We start from the raw sequence: 18,934 nt of genomic DNA on the forward strand, positions 1-18,934 counted from the left end.
CTTCTCCATTGTCATAATGACATGCAAAACGGAATAAAATGGGTGAATGGATACACCACAAACCGCAATTCCTCATATGTTAGCATGATGGAATAATTTTTGTTTAAGAGGAGAAGTTGGACAAAATGGCTAAACGAAAATGGATAATAACAGTGATAGTAATCGGGGGCTTAGTTGGAGTAACCGGGTGTACCGAAAAGACGGTCAAGAAGCAGCCTCATGACGAACAAGTGACAGAGCCGCAAAAGAAACCGGATCAAAAGCCGCCTGAGGAACCGCAGAAAGAAGAAGAGAAAAAGCCAATTGTCGTCAATGTCGTCGACCCAAATACAAAAAAAATAATAAAAACCTTTTTACCAATAGAATTAGGGTTTGAGAGTAATCCAGAGTCATATAAACAGGAATTGGAAAAATGGGCAAAGGATTTGGCTAGGGGTACTGATTTAGCAACTGGATATGACCAACGTATGATTCTTGATAAAATTAGTCCAGATGGTCAGATTATCAAAGGGAAGCCGCTCATTATATTAGACGAAGCGGTTTTAGTTAAAAAGGTGATGTCGGCCTCTAGTACAGGTGGAGATGTTGAATTACCATTAACCGTGACTGAAAGCGGCTATTTACCTGAGGATGTTGCCAATTTAAATGAAGTAGTACTCTCCTCCTATACAACCTATTTCGACAGTAGTGTAGTAGGGCGTTCAAAAAATATTGAGCTTTCGGCTCAAGCGATTGATAATATCATTGTAGGTTCACAGGATATATTTTCGTATAATACAACAGTTGGCCCTAGTGATGTCGAACATGGCTATCAACCAGCAAAGGAGATTGTCAACAAGCAATTAGTTGATGGAATCGGGGGCGGAATCTGCCAGACTTCGTCTACATTATTTAATGCTGTTGATCAAGTCGGGGTTAGGTATGTCGAAAAGCATCACCACTCTTTATCTGTTGGCTATGTACCGGAGGGACGAGATGCGACCGTTTCTTATGGTGGGCCCGATTTTCGCTTCCAAAATACAACCGGTATTCCATTTCTTATAAAAGCCGTTTATGGAAACGGAAAATTAACGATTGAAATGCGAACATCCACTAAGTATCAAAGTCTCCTAGTAAAAGGGAACGGTGGTTGACCATTTTATGTTATTAAGTCCCCATGAGGGCTGACTATATTAACAAAAGCCAACTTCCATAGTTCTACCGGAAATTGGCTTTTGTCGGTTCTGCATATCAGAGTGTTCTGCCGATAAAGATTCTTCTTTACAATCCCTCGATCACCATTTCTTTAGCAGGAAGGAAATCTTCGCCTGTTTCCAAATAGTGAACGGATACTTGATCCCCTTCCTTTAGATAGATCGCCATGGGGGCTTTTTCAGATGAAATAACGAAATTTTTATGATTATCAAGTAAAAAGGAAACAACAGTAAAATCTCCAGATTTCTCTTTAAATACTCTTAAGACTGTTCCAGAAATTTGCTTTTCATCCGCTTTTGAGCTGCCATCGACTGTTCCTTTACCTCTTTGCAGGGCAGTCTTATATTGTTTTAATGCTTCATTTGGAGTGCTTCCATAAACTGAAATCTCCGGGTTTGCCGCCGATATGACAAAATAGTTTTGCAGAAAGCCATTCGAATCTAATACAGGGGTTAACCAGCTTGCCTCGCCATAGAAATTGTATAGAATCGGCATTTGGCCATGCCATTTCTTCTCGATGAATTTCTTTTCAATAATCTGCAGGGTACCTTGTGAATCCATATAGGATTCTTCTGGATTCCCTGTAAAGTAAGTAGCCTTCCCGGTCCTTGAATTTGTTAAAGAGTAACCAAGCATTGAGTCGACGCCTTCTTTAGGACTGGTAAAATCAGTGAAATAATACATAACTCCTTGTTCGTCAAAAATTGGACTTACATTGGCCTCTGTCCCTTCATCGGACGGAAGCTTCACATCGGATTTACCGAATTTGCTATTCCAGAAGCCGTGGATATAGTTCCCGAAATAACTGTTTTGAAGGCTGACTACTTCTGGAGAAAGGGCACCATCAATAAAATCGGGAATCTTTGATAAAGGATAATCCTTAGTTTCGCCAGACTGGGAATTCACGGTAACTATTCCTTTCACGTGAAATCCATTTCGTGCCGAGATGAAATCACCATAGGAACAAATGTAAAAAGGTTGACCATTTTCATCAATCTCTAATTGGACATCCCCATAGAATATCTTTTTCGGATAAAGCATGCGAATATGTCTCTCAATATTTTTATTAAAATAGGAAGAAGGAGTGTACATCATTTCTGACTTAATGAATTTAGGATTGGCGGATGAATCGGTGGCACTTAAAGTAAAGTAGCCTGGGGTCAGTTCACCCTTCCACCATTTAAAAAACCCAGAGAACTCAACAGGAGCAATGTAGACGAACTCCCCATTGACCTTTTGAATTTGTAGGTTACCTAGTTCGTAATAACTTGTATTCGGAACCTGCCCGAATGCTTTTTTCATTTTATTCCTTGCAAACTGTGGTGGGACACTTGCAGGTGTTTGTTTATCGTCAAAGGATTTAATTTCCACCTGTTGATCCATTTTTGCTAGTTCAAACTTTTCATCAGCATTAAAAATAAATGCAGAAACGAAATAGCCACCTATAATGATGCTTACCACAAAAAGAAGGGCCTTCCATTTCCGTTCTTTACCTTTTGAAAACACAACTCCTCCCAGAGTTACGAGGATCGCTAATGGCCAACTAGAAGAGAAGTTTCTGTCGAAATTTGTAAAATAGTAAAAAGCAAATATGGCTGGCATCAGAATGACAACTATTGCAACGATAATACCTGTCTTTATTTGTTTACTCTCTTTTGTACTTAATTGCTCATTTTTTATTATAGGTAATAAAATGAGGGTAGACGTAAGCCCAATAATTAGTGTGAATAAAAAAATATTCCCCATGAAAAATCTCCTTTTAAGTTAGTCTATCATTATAGTATGGGTAATACGGATGACATACTAGAAAAGTTTCGTTAAAAGTGGGGAATAAAAAGACTATAAAACTTGACAGGTACAAAATTCCATCTAATGGAAAAAGGTTTTAAGTTTTAATTGATTCATTAGTGGTAGGATTGTTCTAGTTCGTCGATTAGGGATCCGACGTAGGCAACAGCTTTTTTGATAGGCTCTGATTTAGACATATCGATGCCAGCATGTTGCAATAAGTCTAGCGGTTTCATCGTTCCACCAGCCCTAAGTACTTCTAGCCACCGGTCCACAGCCGGCTGACCTTCTTCCTGAATCATTAGTGCAACTGCCGTTGAAGCAGTTAAACCGCAAGAGTAGGTGTAGGGATATAACCCCATGTAGTAGTGCGGCTGCCGCATCCAAGTAAGACATGCTCCTTCATCAATTTCAACTGTATCGCCCCAAAATTCGGAAAGGACGGCACCTGTTACTTCAGATAATGTTTTGGCCGTTAGGGCATTGCCTTTCTCTGCAAGTGCATAAACTCTTCGCTGATATTCCGCTTCGAGCAAATGGGTGACAAAATTATGATAGTACGTACCGAGAAGCTGTAAAACGACCCAGCGTCGCATTTGCTTGTCGTCGTTTTGTGCAAGTAAATGTTGGCCTAACAACATTTCATTCATGGTTGAAGGCGCTTCTATAAAAAACATGGAAGGCCTGACATTCATGATTCGCTGATTTTTATTGGCTAAATAGAAATGTCCAGCATGACCAAATTCATGTGCTAAGGTAAAGCATCCCCGCATATTATCCTGCCAAGTAATAAGAATAAAAGGGTGTGCTCCATAGGGGCTAGAACAGAATGCTCCTGTCGATTTTCCGATATTATCGGCGCGATCCACCCATCGTTCCTTCAAGCCCGTTTCAATAATTGAGCTATACTCTGGTCCCATTACTTGTAACGATTCCAAGATTAATTGACTTGCTTCTTCGTACGTAGTAGATGGATTGAAATCTGGATCCAATGGGGCCTTTAAATCACAGAAATGCATTTGTTCAAGACCCAAAGCCTTTTGTTTTAATCGAGCAAAGCGACGCATATGCGGGGCCAGTTCTGTAAAAATGGTGTCAATCTGATTGTTGTACATGTCGAATGTGACCTGTTGTGGTTCAAGGAGCATATGGGTTACCGACTCATATTTGCGCAATCGAGCAAGTGTAACTTGTTTACTCACTTCGGCCGCATATGTAGCGGCAGCTGTGTTTTTATACTGCTTTAATGTTGTCACGAAAGAGTGATAGGCTTTTCTACGAATATCTGTATCGGCTGAAAATTCGTACCGGTTCTCAAACAAGGCAAACGATACGGGCATTTCGTTCCCTTCCGTATCTTGCAGAGGTGCGAATTCCATATCTGCTAATTTGGCCATTTGATAGATTTGATAGGGAGCACCTTGAAGTTCACCGAGTGCAGCGAGTGCTTCTTCAGTTTCTTGCGATAAGCTATGCTTTTTTCTATTAAGTAGCTCCACTAAATTTTTCTGAAACGGCAAAAGACCAGGTTGTTCTTCCAAATACTGTTCCATTTTTCCCTCGTCGAAGGCTTGGATTTCGGAATCGATGAATGAGAGGGCGGCCATGCTTTTTGTACGAAGAGACGAAACTTTTACTATATTTGCTTGATTGGCAGGATCAGTCCCATCAGCTGATTGTTTTAAGCTAGCAAAGGTATAAGCTTTTGTGAGCTTCATGAAAAGTTGCTCTTGAGCGCATAAGCAATCTAGCAATACTTTTGAATTAGTATGTAAACTCCCTTTAAATCTTTCAAGTTGTGTAAGTTCTTTCTTTATAACGGCTAATTCTTCTTCCCATGCTTTCTCTGAAGGGAATAAATCATCTAGATTCCATGTTAATTCCTGAGGGACCTCTATGCGTTTGAGGCGTTCTTCCACCATTTTTTTCATTAAAACTCCTCCTAGATTCTTCGTACTCCTAAATATTATCATATCTTTTCAAATATGTTATACTTTTCTGAAAAAGGAGGAATGCAACTTGGAGAAAAGGTTAGAAACTGCAATTCAAGATGAATATCCCGCTGATTTTGCCTGGTGTTATGGCTGTGGTCGATTAAATGAAGGAGGTCATCATTTTCGAACTGGATGGCTAGGTGATCAGACGGAAACCATTTATTCACCCAAACCTGAACATCTGGCACTTCCTGGATTTGTATATGGAGGGGTGATTGCCTCGCTCATTGATTGTCATGGAACGGGGTCAGCTGCACTTGCACTTCATCGAAAAAATGGGAACGAACCTGGAGACGGTGTAGAGCCACCTCGATTTGTCACGGCCTCCTTAAATGTGAACTTTCTAAAGCCTACTCCACATGGGGTACCATTAAAAGCGATTGGAGTAGTGCAAGAGATCCATCCGAAAAAATTTAAAGTGCTAACAGAAGTATTTGCGGAAGATATCCTTTGTGCACGTGGTGAGGTCGTTGCTGTCGTGATGCCAAGTAGTTTTATTAAATAGTTTAATATAGACAACACAAATCCACTCCATATTACCTAACGAGTGGATTTTATTTTTGTGCCTTTTGTAACTGTAATTTATTTGAAATATTTCCAAATGAAACAAAAAAGTCTGTTGATTCGTCTTAATAATTAGGTGTAGCAATCTCGGGAGGTAGGTGGATGAGAAACTATAAAAGAGTAGCCATGACCATAATCCTTGTGATCTCGATAGGATCTGGTATTTTCATTGCATTATTTGGGTCTATCCTATTTCAGGAAGAGAATCCTTTGCCATTAGCTGTTTCCATCCTAAAGTTAAAACTGTCTGATCAAGAATTTGTGCAATTTTCGAAAACCGAAAAACGGAGCAGTTACTTATCAATTAACACTGGGAATCAGCAATATGATAGTGTAAAAGAATTCATGAAGTCTAATGGATGGGAATTCGAGGAACAAATGGGTTCAGGGCTCATCTTTATAAAAAATGGGATAGAAGCCATTGTAGAGACGAGACAATTTTCGAACGATTTCATCATTTGGGATGTACAAAAAGCAGTCTTACATACTGACCTTTGACATGTAACATGTGTATGAACCATGTGCAAGAACTACTGGAGTAGTGTTGGATTCAGCTCAGAATATCCAAGTTAACCACACAGTAATCATAGAAAATACGAAAAACAAACCCCTAATCACAATGGATTAGGGGTTGCATCATTATATTGTCTTTTCTAATTCATTAAAATATTCTTCAATTAAACCTTCAAGCTGCTGAAGTTCCTTTTTCCAAAAAGAGTGAACCTTCATTGTCGAAAGAGTGCTCTCAATGATAAATTTGCGTGGTGAACTAGAATGAAGTAATTCTTCCTGAATGAACTCGATTAGTTCCGTATATTTCTCTTGTTCCTCTTCACTAGCTAAATTCTTCGTAATCGCTTTCCTACATGCACCAGACAAATGAAGTAGTTGATTTTTAAACCCTTTATTATTTTTTGAACAAGAAGGCAACCATTTTTCCAATAGCATAGGGTCAAGCAATTGCTCACCTGTTGTAGAAACTTCCTCCACCATCTTCACCAACCGACCGACACTATAACGAACTACTTGGCTAATTCGTTCAACATTTTCGTTGGCCAAGCGACTATATTGAATATTGTGTTGGAGGATTCCTAAAAACATGATGGAACAATCTAATAGATAGGGTTTTTTATCCTCACCAAAGATATCTATGAACCTACCGTAAATCCACTGTAGTGAATTTAATCGAATATGCTGAATGAATTGTTTGAGGTCAGGATCGTTTGAGACCATTACTTCTTCATAAATTGTAATAAGCTTGGTTTTTCTATTGGTTATCATTTGTAATTCTAGTTGTTTAATAAAAATTTCAATACTTGCAGGGTTTTGGCCAAACAATAGATCATTTCGTTCCTTTTCCATTTGCTTGTATATGGATTTATATATACCGATGATGAGTTCATTTTTAGACGAAAAATAATTATAAAATGTGCCTTTCGAGATGCCGCTATAATCTAAGATTTCCTGAATGGACGTGGCTTGGAACCCTTTTTCAATAAATAATTGATGAGCCATCTTAATGACATTTTGTTTCCGATTGTACATATAATCACCTTTAATCAAATTTGTACCGCCTGTATAAATTCATACTACAGTAAATCTAGGACCATTACAAAGCCATATTTTTTTCTGTTTTTTTTGATTGCAAAAACTACACTCGCAGTATATTATTATGTAAGTGTGAAACAGGGGTATAAAAAATTGAACAAATAGTTTAAAAGGGGGAAGTACATTGGAACATTCCAAAAAAGAGACTAATCGTCCACCGTACGGAATTATTGCCGTATTGATGATTGGCGCTTTTATTGCATTCTTAAATAATACTTTATTAAATATCGCATTACCAACGATTATGAAGGACTTAGAGATTGAAGCATCTACGGTTCAGTGGTTGACGACAGGGTTTATGTTAGTGAACGGTATCCTGATTCCAATTTCGGCATTTTTAATTCAAAAATTTTCTGTTCGCCAGTTATTCCTTGCCGCAATGGGGTTATTTACAATCGGGACTATCCTAGCAGGTTTTGCACATGTTTTCCCATTATTATTGGCTGGACGAATGATTCAAGCCTCAGGTTCCGCGATTATGATGCCATTATTAATGAATGTTATGTTAACAAGTTTTCCAGTTGAAAAACGGGGCGCAGCCATGGGCGTTTTCGGTTTAGTACTCATGTTTGCTCCAGCTATAGGGCCGACCCTATCAGGCTGGATTATTGAACACTACGATTGGAGAATGCTTTTCCACTTTGTTACGCCAATTGCAATTATCGTCGTATTAATTGGCTTTTTCTTACTTAAAGATAAAAAGGATAAAGTCGATATCCGTCTAGATTTCCTATCAGTATTATTGTCAAGCATCGGGTTTGGCGGCATCCTGTATGGATTTAGTTCGGCTGGCAAAGAGGGCTGGGATAGTCCACAAGTTTATGGAACTCTAACCGTTGGGGTCATTTCCCTTGTAACCTTTATTATTCGTCAATTAAGACTTGAAAAACCATTGCTTAACTTCCGGATATATAAATATCCAATGTTTGCATTATCATCAGCGATTTCTATGGTTGTCACTATGGCAATGTTTTCAGGTATGCTATTATTACCAATTTATGTCCAAACCATTCGCGGAATTTCCCCAATGGATGCAGGACTCATGTTGTTACCAGGGGCCATTTTGATGGCCATCATGATGCCGATCACAGGAAAATTATTTGATAAGTTTGGTGGTCGTGTCATTGCAATCGTTGGCTTAACGATAACAGTTGTCACAAGTTATCTTTTTAGTCAGTTGACGCTTGATATTTCATATACACACTTAATTGTTTTATACACACTTCGAATGTTTGGTATGTCGATGGTTAATATGCCTGTTACGACCAATGGGTTAAACCAATTACCAGCAAGATTCTATCCGCATGGTACTGCCATGAACAATACCATGTCACAGGTTTCAGGCGCGATCGGTACGGCATTATTAGTAACGGTTATGTCGACTCGGGCGAAAACACATGCAACTGAGATTGGTGAAGCGGCCATGAAACATTTAACGTCACAGCCTACACCAGCGGTACTTGCCGAAATGAAACAACAGGTTGCAATGAAGGCGATGTTAGAAGGAATCAATGATGCTTTCTTTGTCAGTGTCTTTATCGCTTTGTTAGCATTAATTCTAGCACTCTTCATCAAACGAGCTAAGCAAGCAGAAGATCCAGGCGAGGCAAAGCCAACTAGTGAAAAAGTTTCAGGGAAATTAGCAGAAAATTAATCATGGATGATAGGGCTGACTTTCATAGTCAGCCCATTTTATTTGCATAATTTTGTAAGAACGAGAAAACAATTGGGAAAATCGCTAGGATTTGCTTTTTTATCAAAAAAAACCGAAAATAATAGGGATACGTGTTACTAGGAGGAAAATATATGTTAAAAGAACGAATTAACCAATACATAAAAGAACAAAAAACAAATCAAGGCGATGCTAAGATTTCCATTTTTCCAGAAGAAAAAGAATATATTGAAAAAAATAAACTTGATGAAGCTCTTTCTTTCATAGAGAGAGACCCAAATAATCGCTTTGAAGACGCATATATGGAACGATGTGATAAAGAAACAGAAAATATGTTGAAAAACGAATCATCCTCATTTTTACAAGAGCCACTTACCTACTTAAAAGAACACAAGAATGAGTTTATTTACATAGAATCAAAATGGTTTGATTTTGTTCATGTGGATGCCATATCCTTAGAGGCGGATGATGTATTCGGAACGTATGATGTCATGTTAGGACTGAAGCTGCAAAAGAAATATGAAAAAGTAATAAAAGAACAATTAGATGCAAATTTACATGGTGATGAGGCAAAATTTGATTTAATCTTTAGTCATGATGATGGTTTATGGAATTTGAATTTTGCCTTGAATTATGTTGAAGGTTTCGATGAAGAAATGACAATTGGGAAAGCCTTTCAACTGATTTACCATTTCCTCTTTAAATTGGTGGAAGCTGTAGAAATGAATCAAAACTGATTGGACAGGCAAAAAGTTTTGTATTTATTAATATAGAGGCATAAGAAAACGACCTAGAATTTGCAGCTGTTAGCAAAACTTTGGTCGTTTTCTTAAATCATTGGTTCGGAATGAAACCAGGGGAGATTTTGCAGTAAACCAATAGTGGGGAGGTTAGGTTAATGGAAAAAGGTTTAGCTGGCAGACGGATTGTGATTGGTGGTTCACGCAAACTGGACGAAATCAGTACATTAATAGAAAAGCAGGGAGGAATACCGCTAGTTAGATCCCTTCAGGGCACCATATTTTTAGAAGAGCAGGAAGTAGAACCAGATTTACTGGAATTTATCCAAACAGGTGCCGATTGGGTCATTTTTACGACGGGGATTGGAATTGAAACACTTGTCAAAATGTCGACAAAGCTTGGGCTAGATAAAGCATTTTTAAAAAAGATACAAGATGCAAAGGTGGCATCAAGGGGTTATAAAACACTAGCAGCGCTAAAAAAATTAGCGATTTATCCTGTTGCCACAGATGAAGATGGAACAACCAAGGGGTTAGTCCGTCAACTTAAAGAGGTTGACTTCTTAGAGAAAAGGGTAATGGTTCAGCTTCATGGAGAAACTGCGCCAGCCTTAACTCAATTTCTCGAGGAGCGTGGGGCAATTGTCCAAAAGATTCTCCCCTACCAGCATATTGCGCCAGATGAAGAGACACTGAACCAATTATGTGCTGAACTGCTGGCAAGTCAATGCGATGCCGTTTGTTTTACCACCGCCGTTCAAGTTCGATCATTGTTCAATTATACGCGAGAAAATAATAGGTTCGCAGATATTGTAGAAGCCTTCAAGAATCAGACCGTTGCCGTCGCCGTTGGAAAGGTCACTGCAGATGCTTTAAAAGAAGAGGGTATTGATCGAATTCTTGTCCCTGAGAATGAAAGAATGGGTGCGATGATCATCACCCTTGCAAAATATTTTCAAAATGGAGGTTTTTAAGTGTACCGGTCAATGGTACGCTTTTTTGTTGGTACGAGATACGTTTGGTGAAAATTGTCGAGAAGTTTTTTAGACCTTTCCATAAAATATGTCCGGCAACTGTAAATCAAAAGTAATAATGGTAATGAAATGAAATGGTTGTTAACCTCCCATCACTAATAAAAAACCATGTGAGAAAAGTTAACAGTTCGCTATATTTTTACATTTTTTTTGGTATGCTTGTGTTAAATTGAAATAGTATTCAGAAAAATGTACAAGGATATGATGGTCAATCGTTTATGGAAGCTATACTTCTTACCGCCTTGCATATCTATAAGTTTTTCACTCAAGAAAAAAGAATGGGATGTATCAAGCAATAGTTACATAATGGATAATCAAAGGCATGCATCATTTTACAGGTTGTCAGCTGTAATCCTCGTCACCTAACTGTACAATAGTTGTAAGATGCAGAATTTTTCGCCTAAAAATAAAACAAGATAAAGGAGGACTAGATAGATTTCGACGTCCATTGTTAGGAATGTATTTTTTAAAGCGCTTACAATATGGTCTTTAGTGTAATTGAAGCTGAAAAAATGTCAGTCAGGAATGAACTATTCATATAAAAGGAGGGTTCTCTTTGGCAAGTGAAAAAATACCACGCATTTCCCTGATGGACCTCGAAATGAACTTTTTAGAGGTGGAGCAGGGCTTAACCAACCAAGAGGCAATGGAAGAATCAAATCGATGCCTCTATTGTTATGATGCTCCGTGTATTAAAGCCTGTCCGACAGGTATTGATATTCCAACATTTATAAAAAAAATTGCCTCAGGAAATTTACTTGGATCCGCTAAAACGATCATGTCCTCAAATCCGGTTGGAGCCAGTTGCTCAAGAGTATGCCCAACGGAAGAACTTTGTGAGGGGGCATGTGTCCTCAATCACTCTACAAATCCCATCATGATTGGTAACCTGCAAAGGTATGCTACAGATTGGGCGATACAAAATGAACAAACCCTCTTTCAACCAGGTGTTTCAAACGGAAGAACAGTTGCTGTTATCGGAGGAGGACCTGCAGGTTTATCCGCTGCACGTGAACTAGCTAGATTAGGGTACGAGGTGACCATCTTTGAGGCAGCAGATAAAGCGGGTGGATTAAATACATTTGGGATCGTGTCCTTCCGATTACCACAAAAGATCTCTTTCTGGGAAGTGGAACAGGTTAAGAAATTAAATGTAACTATAAGAACTAACACCGTCGTAGGAAGGGACATTTCAGTGGATAAAATAACTGAAGATTTCGATAATGTTATCTTGGCGGTCGGTATGGCCCATGTTCCGAATTTAGGGGTTGAAGGTGAAGAGTTAAAGGGTGTTTATGATGCGATTGAATTTGTGAAGGCAACAAAAAGCGGCCAACTTTCCCAGGATTTCGTCGGTAAACGAGTGGTCGTAATCGGGGCAGGTAATACCGCCATAGATGGTGCGACTTGTTCAATTCGGCTTGGGGCTGAGAATGTGAAAATCCTCTACCGTAGGACTGAAGAAGAAATGACAGCGTATGACTTTGAGTACGAATTTGCTAAACAAGATGGCGTAGAGTTCCGGTGGTTAACAGCCCCAAAACGGATCATCGGAAATAGCCTTGGCCATGTAATGGGCATTGAGTGCATCAAAATGAAACTGGGTGAGGCTGAGCCAGACGGCCGTCGGAGACCTGTACCAATAGAGGGATCAGAATATGTGATTCCGGTGGATGCCGTAGTGAAAGCGATCGGACAAACAAGGCACAAGGAACTCATCGAGGCATTTGGTCTTCAACATAATGGTGGGGTAGTGACGGTTGAACTAGGGACATTCCGGACCTCCAATCCGGCCATATTCGCTTGTGGTGATGTGGTATTTGGTAAAGGTAAAGGTGACGCTATGGTTGTCACTGCGGCACAACAAGGAAAAGATGTTGCCTATGCCATTCATAAACAATATTCGCCAGTTGGAGTTGTGAATTAACTCTGGAAGGACAGGAACGAATGACAAAGGGGGAAAAGGAATGGCTGATTTACGTATTAATCTTGCGGGAATTCAATCACCAAATCCGTTCTGGCTGGCGTCCGCACCACCAACCAATTCAGGCTATCAGGTTCAGCGGGCCTTTGAAGCGGGTTGGGGAGGAGCAGTTTGGAAAACATTGGGTGATCCTATCTTGAACGTCTCTTCCAGATTTGCTGCTAGTAGTTTTAACGGAAAACGAGTGGCTGGATTTAATAATATTGAGCTGATCACTGACAGACCATTAGATGTTAATTTAAAGGAAATCTATGAAACGAAAAAGAAATTTCCGAACCATGCTATCATTGCTTCCTTAATGGTCGAGCCAACGCAAGAAAAATGGCATGAAATTGTTAAGCGAGTAGAGGATGTTGGCGTTGATGGGCTCGAATTAAACTTTGGCTGTCCACATGGAATGGCCGAACGGGGAATGGGCTCGGCGTCTGGGCAGGTACCCGCATTGGTTGAACGCCAAACTTATTGGGCCAAAGAGGTGGCCAAAACCCCTGTGATCGTTAAATTAACACCCAATATAACGGACATCACTGCGACTGCAGAAGCGGCCTGCCAAGGCGGTGCTGATGCGATTAGTATGATTAACACGATTAACAGTTTAATGGGAGTGGACCTTGATTCATGGAATACGATTCCCCATGTCGCCGGTAAAGGGGCGCATGGCGGCTATTGCGGACCTGCTGTTAAGCCAATTGCCTTAAATATGGTGGCAGAGTGTGCCAGACATCCACGAATTAACGTACCGATTTCCGGAATCGGTGGAATTTCAAATTGGCAGGATGCAGTTGAGTTTATGCTGATGGGGGCAACGGGAGTTCAAGTTTGTACAGCTGCGATGCACCATGGTTTCCGCATCGTTGAAGATATGATTGATGGCCTTAGCAATTATTTAGATCAGAAAGGTATTTCGTCCGTGTCCGAAATCATTGGAAAATCTGTTTCTCGATTCTCCGATTGGGGCAATTTGGATTTGAACTATAATATCGTTGCCCAAATCAATAACGATGTGTGTATCAACTGCAATAAATGCCATATTGCCTGTGAAGATACATCTCATCAATGTATTGATATGTTGACGGATTCCTCTGGAAAAAGTTATTTAAAGGTTCGTGACGAAGACTGCGTCGGATGTAATTTATGCTCGATCGTTTGTCCAGTAGATGGGGCGATTGATATGGTTGAAGTACCAAGAGAGCTTGCGCCTATGACATGGAATGAGCGCCAAGCTGCGCTAAGTGTAGCTGTGGAATGCCAAGCAGATGTGACAAAGTAATCTGAAGGAGGAACAAACAAATGAAAAAAATTATTAAAAACGGAACAATCGTCACTGCATCAGACACCTACAAAGCTGAAATCCTAATTGAGGATGGTAAAATCACACAAATTGGTACAAATTTATCTGCGGTTGGCGCAGAGATCATTGATGCAAAGGACAGATTAGTATTTCCTGGAGGGATTGACCCGCATACCCATTTGGATATGCCATTTGGTGGAACGGTTACAAAAGATGATTTCGAATCAGGAACGATTGGTGCGGCATTTGGCGGCACAACGACCGTTATTGATTTTTGTTTAACGAATAAGGGAGAACCCCTCAAAAACGCTATTCAAACCTGGCATGATAAATCAAAAGATAAAGCCGTAATCGATTATAGCTTCCATTTGATGATTTCTGAAATTAATGAGGATGTCCTTAATGAACTTCCTCAGGTCATAAATGAGGAAGGGATTACCTCCTTCAAGGTTTTTATGGCCTATAAAAATGTCTTTCAAGCAGATGATGAAACCTTATTCCGCACGCTTATTTCTGCAAAGGAACATGGGGCATTAGTTATGGTTCACGCAGAAAATGGTGATGTCATCGATTATTTGACCAATAAGGCAATTGAAGAAGGGAAAACGGAGCCTATCTATCATGCATTAACTAGACCAGCAGAATTAGAGGGAGAAGCGACTGGCAGGGCAGCGAAGCTTACGGGACTAGCAAACTCACAATTATATGTTGTTCACGTTTCTTGTGCCGATGCCGTTGAAAAGATTGCCGAAGCTCGCAGTAAAGGCTTTGATGTTTGGGGTGAGACCTGTCCCCAATATTTAGTGTTGGATCAAAGCTATTTAGAAAAGCCTCATTTTGAAGGGGCTAAATATGTGTGGTCACCACCACTTCGAGAAAAGTGGAATCAGGAAGTATTGTGGAATGCCTTGAAGAGCGGACAACTGCAAACATTGGGATCGGATCAATGTTCTTTTGATTTTACTGGTCAAAAAGATTTAGGTCGAGATGATTTTACGAAAATTCCTAATGGCGGACCGATCATTGAGGATCGTCTATCAATTTTATTTTCTGAGGGGGTGAAAAAGGGACGGATAAGCCTAAATCAGTTTGTCGACCTTACCTCTACCCGTGCAGCTAAACTGTTTGGTTTATTCCCACAAAAAGGAACCATTTCCATCGGTGCGGATGCCGACCTGGTTATCTTTGACCCAAATGTTGAGCGGGTGATTTCAGCAGAAACCCATCATATGGCCGTGGATTACAATGCCTTTGAAGGAATGAAAGTGACGGGTGAGCCTGTTTCAGTGTTAGTACGGGGTGAATATGTGGTTCGGGATAAGCAATTTGTAGGTAAACCAGGATCAGGTCAATATTTGAAGCGAGCGAAGTATAATTCCAATACCCCCTTAAAGCAAGATCAAACATTAACAATTAACTAAATGATCCAGCACTTGTTCCAACAATGGTTGTAGCACTCCTGCAATTGCTCAGGTTTACTGAGCAATTGCCCATTTATAAATACATGTTGTCCGGTTGTCTGAATTTTGGAATCTATTTTTGGGCTCGCTAATCTGCGGGTTTTCTTTAAAATCAAACCGATAACGAGGAGTGTTCATATGAAAAAAAACCATTTAAAATCACCTGACTTATTTCCCATTCAACATAAAGATAGGAAAATATCAAAATTAGGTTTCTCTTTTATGTGGGTAGGAATGGTTGTCGTTCTAGCGACGTTTGCAATTGGTGGGGCAGGTGTAATGAGTTTATCGCTGCCATTGGTTATACTAGCCACTATTATTGGAAGTCTTGCGATTGGGCTGTTCATTTCTTTAATTGCGGATATTGGCATTGAGCACGGTTTATCGTTTCCTGTTTATATGAGAGCACCGTTTGGAACGATTGGCACCCATATCCCTTCCATCACTCGTGGGATTACAGCCTCGATGTGGTTTGGGGTAAATACGTATTTTGGATCAACCGCAATGAATGGGATCTTAAATATTTTATTTGGCTTTGATAATTGGTTTGTTTGTTTCCTCATTTTTGCAGCCGTTCAATTGGTTAATACAGCTTTAGGGATAAAGTCAATTGAACGCTTTGCAGATTTAGCAGCCCCAATTATTCTATTAATCTCCATTTGGATGTACTCCTCCTTATCAGACCAGGCTGCAGAAGCTGGGCGAGACGTATGGAGCTGGGTGGAGTCTCCTGTCACTGGTGGAGCGGCCTTTTCTGCCTTTTTAGTAGTTATTTTTAGCAATATGGGTTTTTGGGCTACATTAAGTGCAGACATTCCCTCCATTTCACGATTTATTAAAGCCCCTATGAATGAGAAGAATTGGTTTAAACGAAACAAAGCATCATTAATCGGAAATATGGTAGCCATGCCAATTGTCCAAACCTTTATGATCATTATCGGAGCGGTTTCCTATATCGCCGTATTAAACTCGGATCCAGTAGTTGCTCTCCAAAAATCAGCAAGCGGAATCATTCTTGCCGTTTTATTATTAATGCTTGTGTTAGCGCAGTGGTCAACGAATACGGCAGCAAATGTCGTTCCAGCTGCTACCATTTTCTCAAACGTTGGTGGACCTAAGTTTCCATTTTGGGCTGGGGTCATCACTGCTGGGATTGTTGGAATCGTTGTGCAACCATGGCAATTGTTTGATATCATCATTCAAGTTCTTTTATTTGTCGGCGGTATTTTAGCAGCGATAGTGGGGATCTTGTTCGCCGATTATTATTTGATTAGAAAAAGACGTGTAAATGTTCCTGAGTTATATGAACAGAATGGTCAGTTCAGATACTTAGGTGGAGTAAACGTAGCCGGGTTTATAGCCTGGATCATTGGGGCAGCCGCATCCTACTTTGTTCCGGACTTTGGCTTTTTAGTCGGTTTTATTTTGGGTGCAGGCATTTATTATCTGCTCGCAAAATACTGGTGGTTCAACAAATATCAACAAGCGGAAATCAACGATCCTAGTGATGAAAAATTTTTAGGCATTTCGGTTGGACGTGATTGGGTAATCGAAGAAAAAGCATATGAACCGGTATTAGAAGAAATACCAAATAACGTAGATTTATATTAATTAAGAACTAGAGGGGGATATCATGTCAGACTATCAACAATTTCTCTCAGAGAGGGATAAAATTGATTTTCTAATCCAAAAGGGTTGTCAGATTAGCGGAGTAAAAGAACATTTAAATGGCGCAACAGTTGATTTTTTACATCCGAATGGAAATGTAACAGAAACGCTCCTGATTGGAACAGCAAATGGACGAAAGTATTTTTCTAGTCTTTTAGTGAAACAAAATCAATTGAAAAACTAAAACGGGAGAGGATTGGTTTGTATGCCAATCCTTTTCTAACTAAATCTTAGGAGAAAATTACTTATGAAGGAATATTTTCACTTAACTGTTGCAGATATTTTTATACGAAAACACTTTGAGCAGGCGTTGGTGATCGCCGGAAACGAGGGCATTCAGCGGGTGGTTAAGTGGGTCCATGTCGTTGAGGTCACGTCCATTCGTAATCTATTAAATGGAAATGAATTGATTCTATCTACGGGAGTTGCCTGGAGAGACAACACGAAATTATTTGTCTCAATGGTGAGAGAATTTATTGAAAATGATGCGGCAGGGTTATGCCTTGAAATGGGAACATACATGTCAGAGGTACCTGCTGAGGTGATTACTCTCGCCAATGAATATGATTTTCCCATTATTATTTTTCAAAAAGAGGTACCGTTTGTTGAAATCACCCAAGATATTCATTCAGTCATTATTAACCAACAATATCAAAAGATATCAGACTTAGAGAATTATTCCCAGCGGTTAAATAAACGGTTACTTACGATTGAAGCATATGAGGATATATTGCAATTTATTTTCTCCGCTTTGGATGTTCAAATTATTTTTCGACTTAAAAATCAGGACTATGTGTTTGTGCCAGAGATTAGTGGCGGTGATCAGGACATAATCCTTCAACAGATGGAAGGAGCCAAAACGCAATCCTATGATCACCTGGCAATTTCACCGATCTTTTTATTTGGACAGGAATACGCCGAGCTGGCCATCCACTCAAAGGAAATACCAATCAGTGAATATGATCTGTTGATTTTAGATCGCACTGCCACGGCGCTCGCACAACATTTATTAAGAGAATTGTTTGTCGAGGAAAAAAAGCGGGTTGAAGAGTTTGAATGGCTGCATGGTTGGCTCGACGGGGAGCATTCACCAGAAGAAATTCAAGAATATTTAATCGAAAATGGCATAAAAGCGACAACGAACGAGGCCGTCGTGTTAATTGCAAAAAATATCCCCCTTCAAGAAAAGTTAAGTCAGGATGGAACCTATTTAAAACTAGTCTTTCGTTCTGTTTTTGAACAGAATGGCTTTGTTGTATTTTTTGTTGAGAAAAGAAACGAGATTACCTTTATCCTGTTAAACAATCGAACAAAAAAGAATCTAAAGGATCGGATAAAGAAATCGATTGGATCAATTCAAGACTCGGAATTTATTCGAAAACAAAGTTCGGCAAAGTTAATCATTGCAGCTGGGAAGTTTATTCATTCTGCCAGTGATGTACATAAGAGCTATCAGACAGCAAAAGAGACTCTCCGTATTCAACAAAAAATGACCAATAAACAGGTTTATTATTTTTATGAAGATTTGCATCTTTATCGGTTGATTTCGCAAATGAGTAAACATACCGATCTGCAGGCGCTTTCCTCGGAATACTTACAACCCGTTATTCAATATGACCAAAAATACAATGGAAAGCTACTCGAAACCTTAAAAGTCTATTTGGAATGCAACGGCTCAAAGCAGGAAACTTCTAACAAATTGTTTATTGTCCGTCAGACGCTATACCATCGTTTGCAAAAGCTCGAAAACTTATTGGGTGACGATTTCATGGAGCATGAGAAAAGGATAGCAATAGAATTTATGCTTCTGGTTCATGATTATTTGTCAGCATCATTGCCAAAGGCGACTAACCAAGTTCTCTAAAAAGTGGTTGAAATAGTCTTAATGTTAAATAGATAAGCAAATTGTTGCAGAATTTCCGCAAGACATTTTACAG

General features: G+C 39.6%; 15 protein-coding genes. 12 read left to right on the forward strand and 3 right to left on the reverse strand.

Features of this window, described 5'->3' with window-relative positions; translation table 11 throughout:
- Positions 1 to 125 precede the first annotated feature (125 nt).
- Positions 126 to 1,133 carry a VanW family protein gene (locus TY15_RS05135; RefSeq protein ID WP_040208883.1) on the forward strand — a complete coding sequence of 336 codons (1,008 nt, stop codon included), beginning with the start codon at positions 126 to 128 and terminating at the stop codon, positions 1,131 to 1,133.
- Positions 1,134 to 1,260: 127 nt separating this feature from the next.
- On the opposite strand, the gene TY15_RS05140 is transcribed toward TY15_RS05135, so the two are convergent.
- Entirely contained in the window at positions 1,261 to 2,940 is a 1,680-nt protein-coding gene (locus TY15_RS05140; protein WP_040208884.1) for a hypothetical protein, read from the reverse strand.
- A 158-nt stretch (positions 2,941 to 3,098) separates the two neighbouring features.
- Positions 3,099 to 4,913, reverse strand: coding sequence for an oligoendopeptidase F (gene pepF / locus TY15_RS05145; RefSeq protein ID WP_040208885.1), 1,815 nt, complete (start codon positions 4,911 to 4,913; stop codon positions 3,099 to 3,101).
- Between the two features lie 88 nt (positions 4,914 to 5,001).
- Between pepF and TY15_RS05150 the strand changes: the two genes are divergently transcribed.
- On the forward strand, positions 5,002 to 5,481 hold the full coding sequence (locus TY15_RS05150; RefSeq protein WP_040208886.1) for a PaaI family thioesterase: 480 nt from the start codon (positions 5,002 to 5,004) through the stop codon (positions 5,479 to 5,481).
- 161 nt (positions 5,482 to 5,642) lie between these two features.
- Positions 5,643 to 6,038: a hypothetical protein gene (locus tag TY15_RS05155; protein ID WP_040208887.1), complete on the forward strand. Its 396-nt coding sequence runs from the start codon at positions 5,643 to 5,645 to the stop codon at positions 6,036 to 6,038.
- A gap of 141 nt (positions 6,039 to 6,179) precedes the next feature.
- Here the strand turns inward: TY15_RS05155 and TY15_RS05160 are convergent, their stop codons facing one another.
- Positions 6,180 to 7,103 (reverse strand): TetR/AcrR family transcriptional regulator, encoded by a 924-nt coding sequence (locus TY15_RS05160; protein ID WP_306454202.1) that lies wholly within the window; start codon positions 7,101 to 7,103, stop codon positions 6,180 to 6,182.
- Between the two features lie 226 nt (positions 7,104 to 7,329).
- On the opposite strand from TY15_RS05160, the gene TY15_RS05165 reads away from it, so the two are divergent.
- The 9 genes from TY15_RS05165 to TY15_RS05205 all read left to right on the forward strand — a co-directional run bounded on the left by TY15_RS05165 (position 7,330) and on the right by TY15_RS05205 (position 18,861).
- The gene (locus tag TY15_RS05165; RefSeq protein ID WP_392391368.1) at positions 7,330 to 8,802 is read left to right on the forward strand and encodes a DHA2 family efflux MFS transporter permease subunit; all 1,473 of its coding nucleotides are present in this window, start codon (positions 7,330 to 7,332) and stop codon (positions 8,800 to 8,802) included.
- A 152-nt stretch (positions 8,803 to 8,954) separates the two neighbouring features.
- Entirely contained in the window at positions 8,955 to 9,557 is a 603-nt protein-coding gene (locus TY15_RS05170) for a hypothetical protein (RefSeq protein ID WP_040208890.1), read from the forward strand.
- 161 nt (positions 9,558 to 9,718) lie between these two features.
- A complete protein-coding gene (locus TY15_RS05175) occupies positions 9,719 to 10,534 on the forward strand; it encodes a uroporphyrinogen-III synthase (protein ID WP_040208891.1) in 816 nt (271 codons plus the stop codon).
- Between the two features lie 649 nt (positions 10,535 to 11,183).
- A complete protein-coding gene (locus TY15_RS05180) occupies positions 11,184 to 12,521 on the forward strand; it encodes an NAD(P)-dependent oxidoreductase (protein ID WP_042374153.1) in 1,338 nt (445 codons plus the stop codon).
- 40 nt (positions 12,522 to 12,561) lie between these two features.
- A complete protein-coding gene (preA, locus tag TY15_RS05185) occupies positions 12,562 to 13,848 on the forward strand; it encodes an NAD-dependent dihydropyrimidine dehydrogenase subunit PreA (protein WP_040208893.1) in 1,287 nt (428 codons plus the stop codon).
- Positions 13,849 to 13,868: 20 nt separating this feature from the next.
- On the forward strand, positions 13,869 to 15,290 hold the full coding sequence (gene hydA, locus TY15_RS05190) for a dihydropyrimidinase (protein WP_040208894.1): 1,422 nt from the start codon (positions 13,869 to 13,871) through the stop codon (positions 15,288 to 15,290).
- 177 nt (positions 15,291 to 15,467) lie between these two features.
- Positions 15,468 to 16,940, forward strand: coding sequence for an NCS1 family transporter (locus TY15_RS05195; RefSeq protein ID WP_042374142.1), 1,473 nt, complete (start codon positions 15,468 to 15,470; stop codon positions 16,938 to 16,940).
- 22 nt (positions 16,941 to 16,962) lie between these two features.
- The gene (locus tag TY15_RS05200) at positions 16,963 to 17,181 is read left to right on the forward strand and encodes a hypothetical protein (RefSeq protein ID WP_040208896.1); all 219 of its coding nucleotides are present in this window, start codon (positions 16,963 to 16,965) and stop codon (positions 17,179 to 17,181) included.
- Positions 17,182 to 17,244: 63 nt separating this feature from the next.
- Entirely contained in the window at positions 17,245 to 18,861 is a 1,617-nt protein-coding gene (locus TY15_RS05205) for a PucR family transcriptional regulator (RefSeq protein WP_040208897.1), read from the forward strand.
- Positions 18,862 to 18,934: the final 73 nt, after the last annotated feature.

It is taken from the genome of Neobacillus jeddahensis, from assembly GCF_000612625.1.
Lineage (GTDB): Bacteria > Bacillota > Bacilli > Bacillales > Cytobacillaceae > Neobacillus > Neobacillus jeddahensis.

Coding starts and splice junctions, on each gene's coding strand:
- TY15_RS05170 (WP_040208890.1), top strand. CDS start 8,955: ATGTTAAAAGAACGAATTAACCAATACATAAAAGAACAAAAAACAAAT.
- TY15_RS05175 (WP_040208891.1), top strand. CDS start 9,719: ATGGAAAAAGGTTTAGCTGGCAGACGGATTGTGATTGGTGGTTCACGC.
- TY15_RS05205 (WP_040208897.1), top strand. CDS start 17,245: ATGAAGGAATATTTTCACTTAACTGTTGCAGATATTTTTATACGAAAA.
- TY15_RS05195 (WP_042374142.1), top strand. CDS start 15,468: ATGAAAAAAAACCATTTAAAATCACCTGACTTATTTCCCATTCAACAT.
- hydA (WP_040208894.1), top strand. CDS start 13,869: ATGAAAAAAATTATTAAAAACGGAACAATCGTCACTGCATCAGACACC.
- TY15_RS05155 (WP_040208887.1), top strand. CDS start 5,643: ATGAGAAACTATAAAAGAGTAGCCATGACCATAATCCTTGTGATCTCG.
- TY15_RS05140 (WP_040208884.1), bottom strand. CDS start 2,940: ATGGGGAATATTTTTTTATTCACACTAATTATTGGGCTTACGTCTACC.
- preA (WP_040208893.1), top strand. CDS start 12,562: ATGGCTGATTTACGTATTAATCTTGCGGGAATTCAATCACCAAATCCG.
- TY15_RS05135 (WP_040208883.1), top strand. CDS start 126: ATGGCTAAACGAAAATGGATAATAACAGTGATAGTAATCGGGGGCTTA.
- TY15_RS05180 (WP_042374153.1), top strand. CDS start 11,184: ATGGACCTCGAAATGAACTTTTTAGAGGTGGAGCAGGGCTTAACCAAC.
- pepF (WP_040208885.1), bottom strand. CDS start 4,913: ATGAAAAAAATGGTGGAAGAACGCCTCAAACGCATAGAGGTCCCTCAG.
- TY15_RS05165 (WP_392391368.1), top strand. CDS start 7,330: ATGATTGGCGCTTTTATTGCATTCTTAAATAATACTTTATTAAATATC.
- TY15_RS05200 (WP_040208896.1), top strand. CDS start 16,963: ATGTCAGACTATCAACAATTTCTCTCAGAGAGGGATAAAATTGATTTT.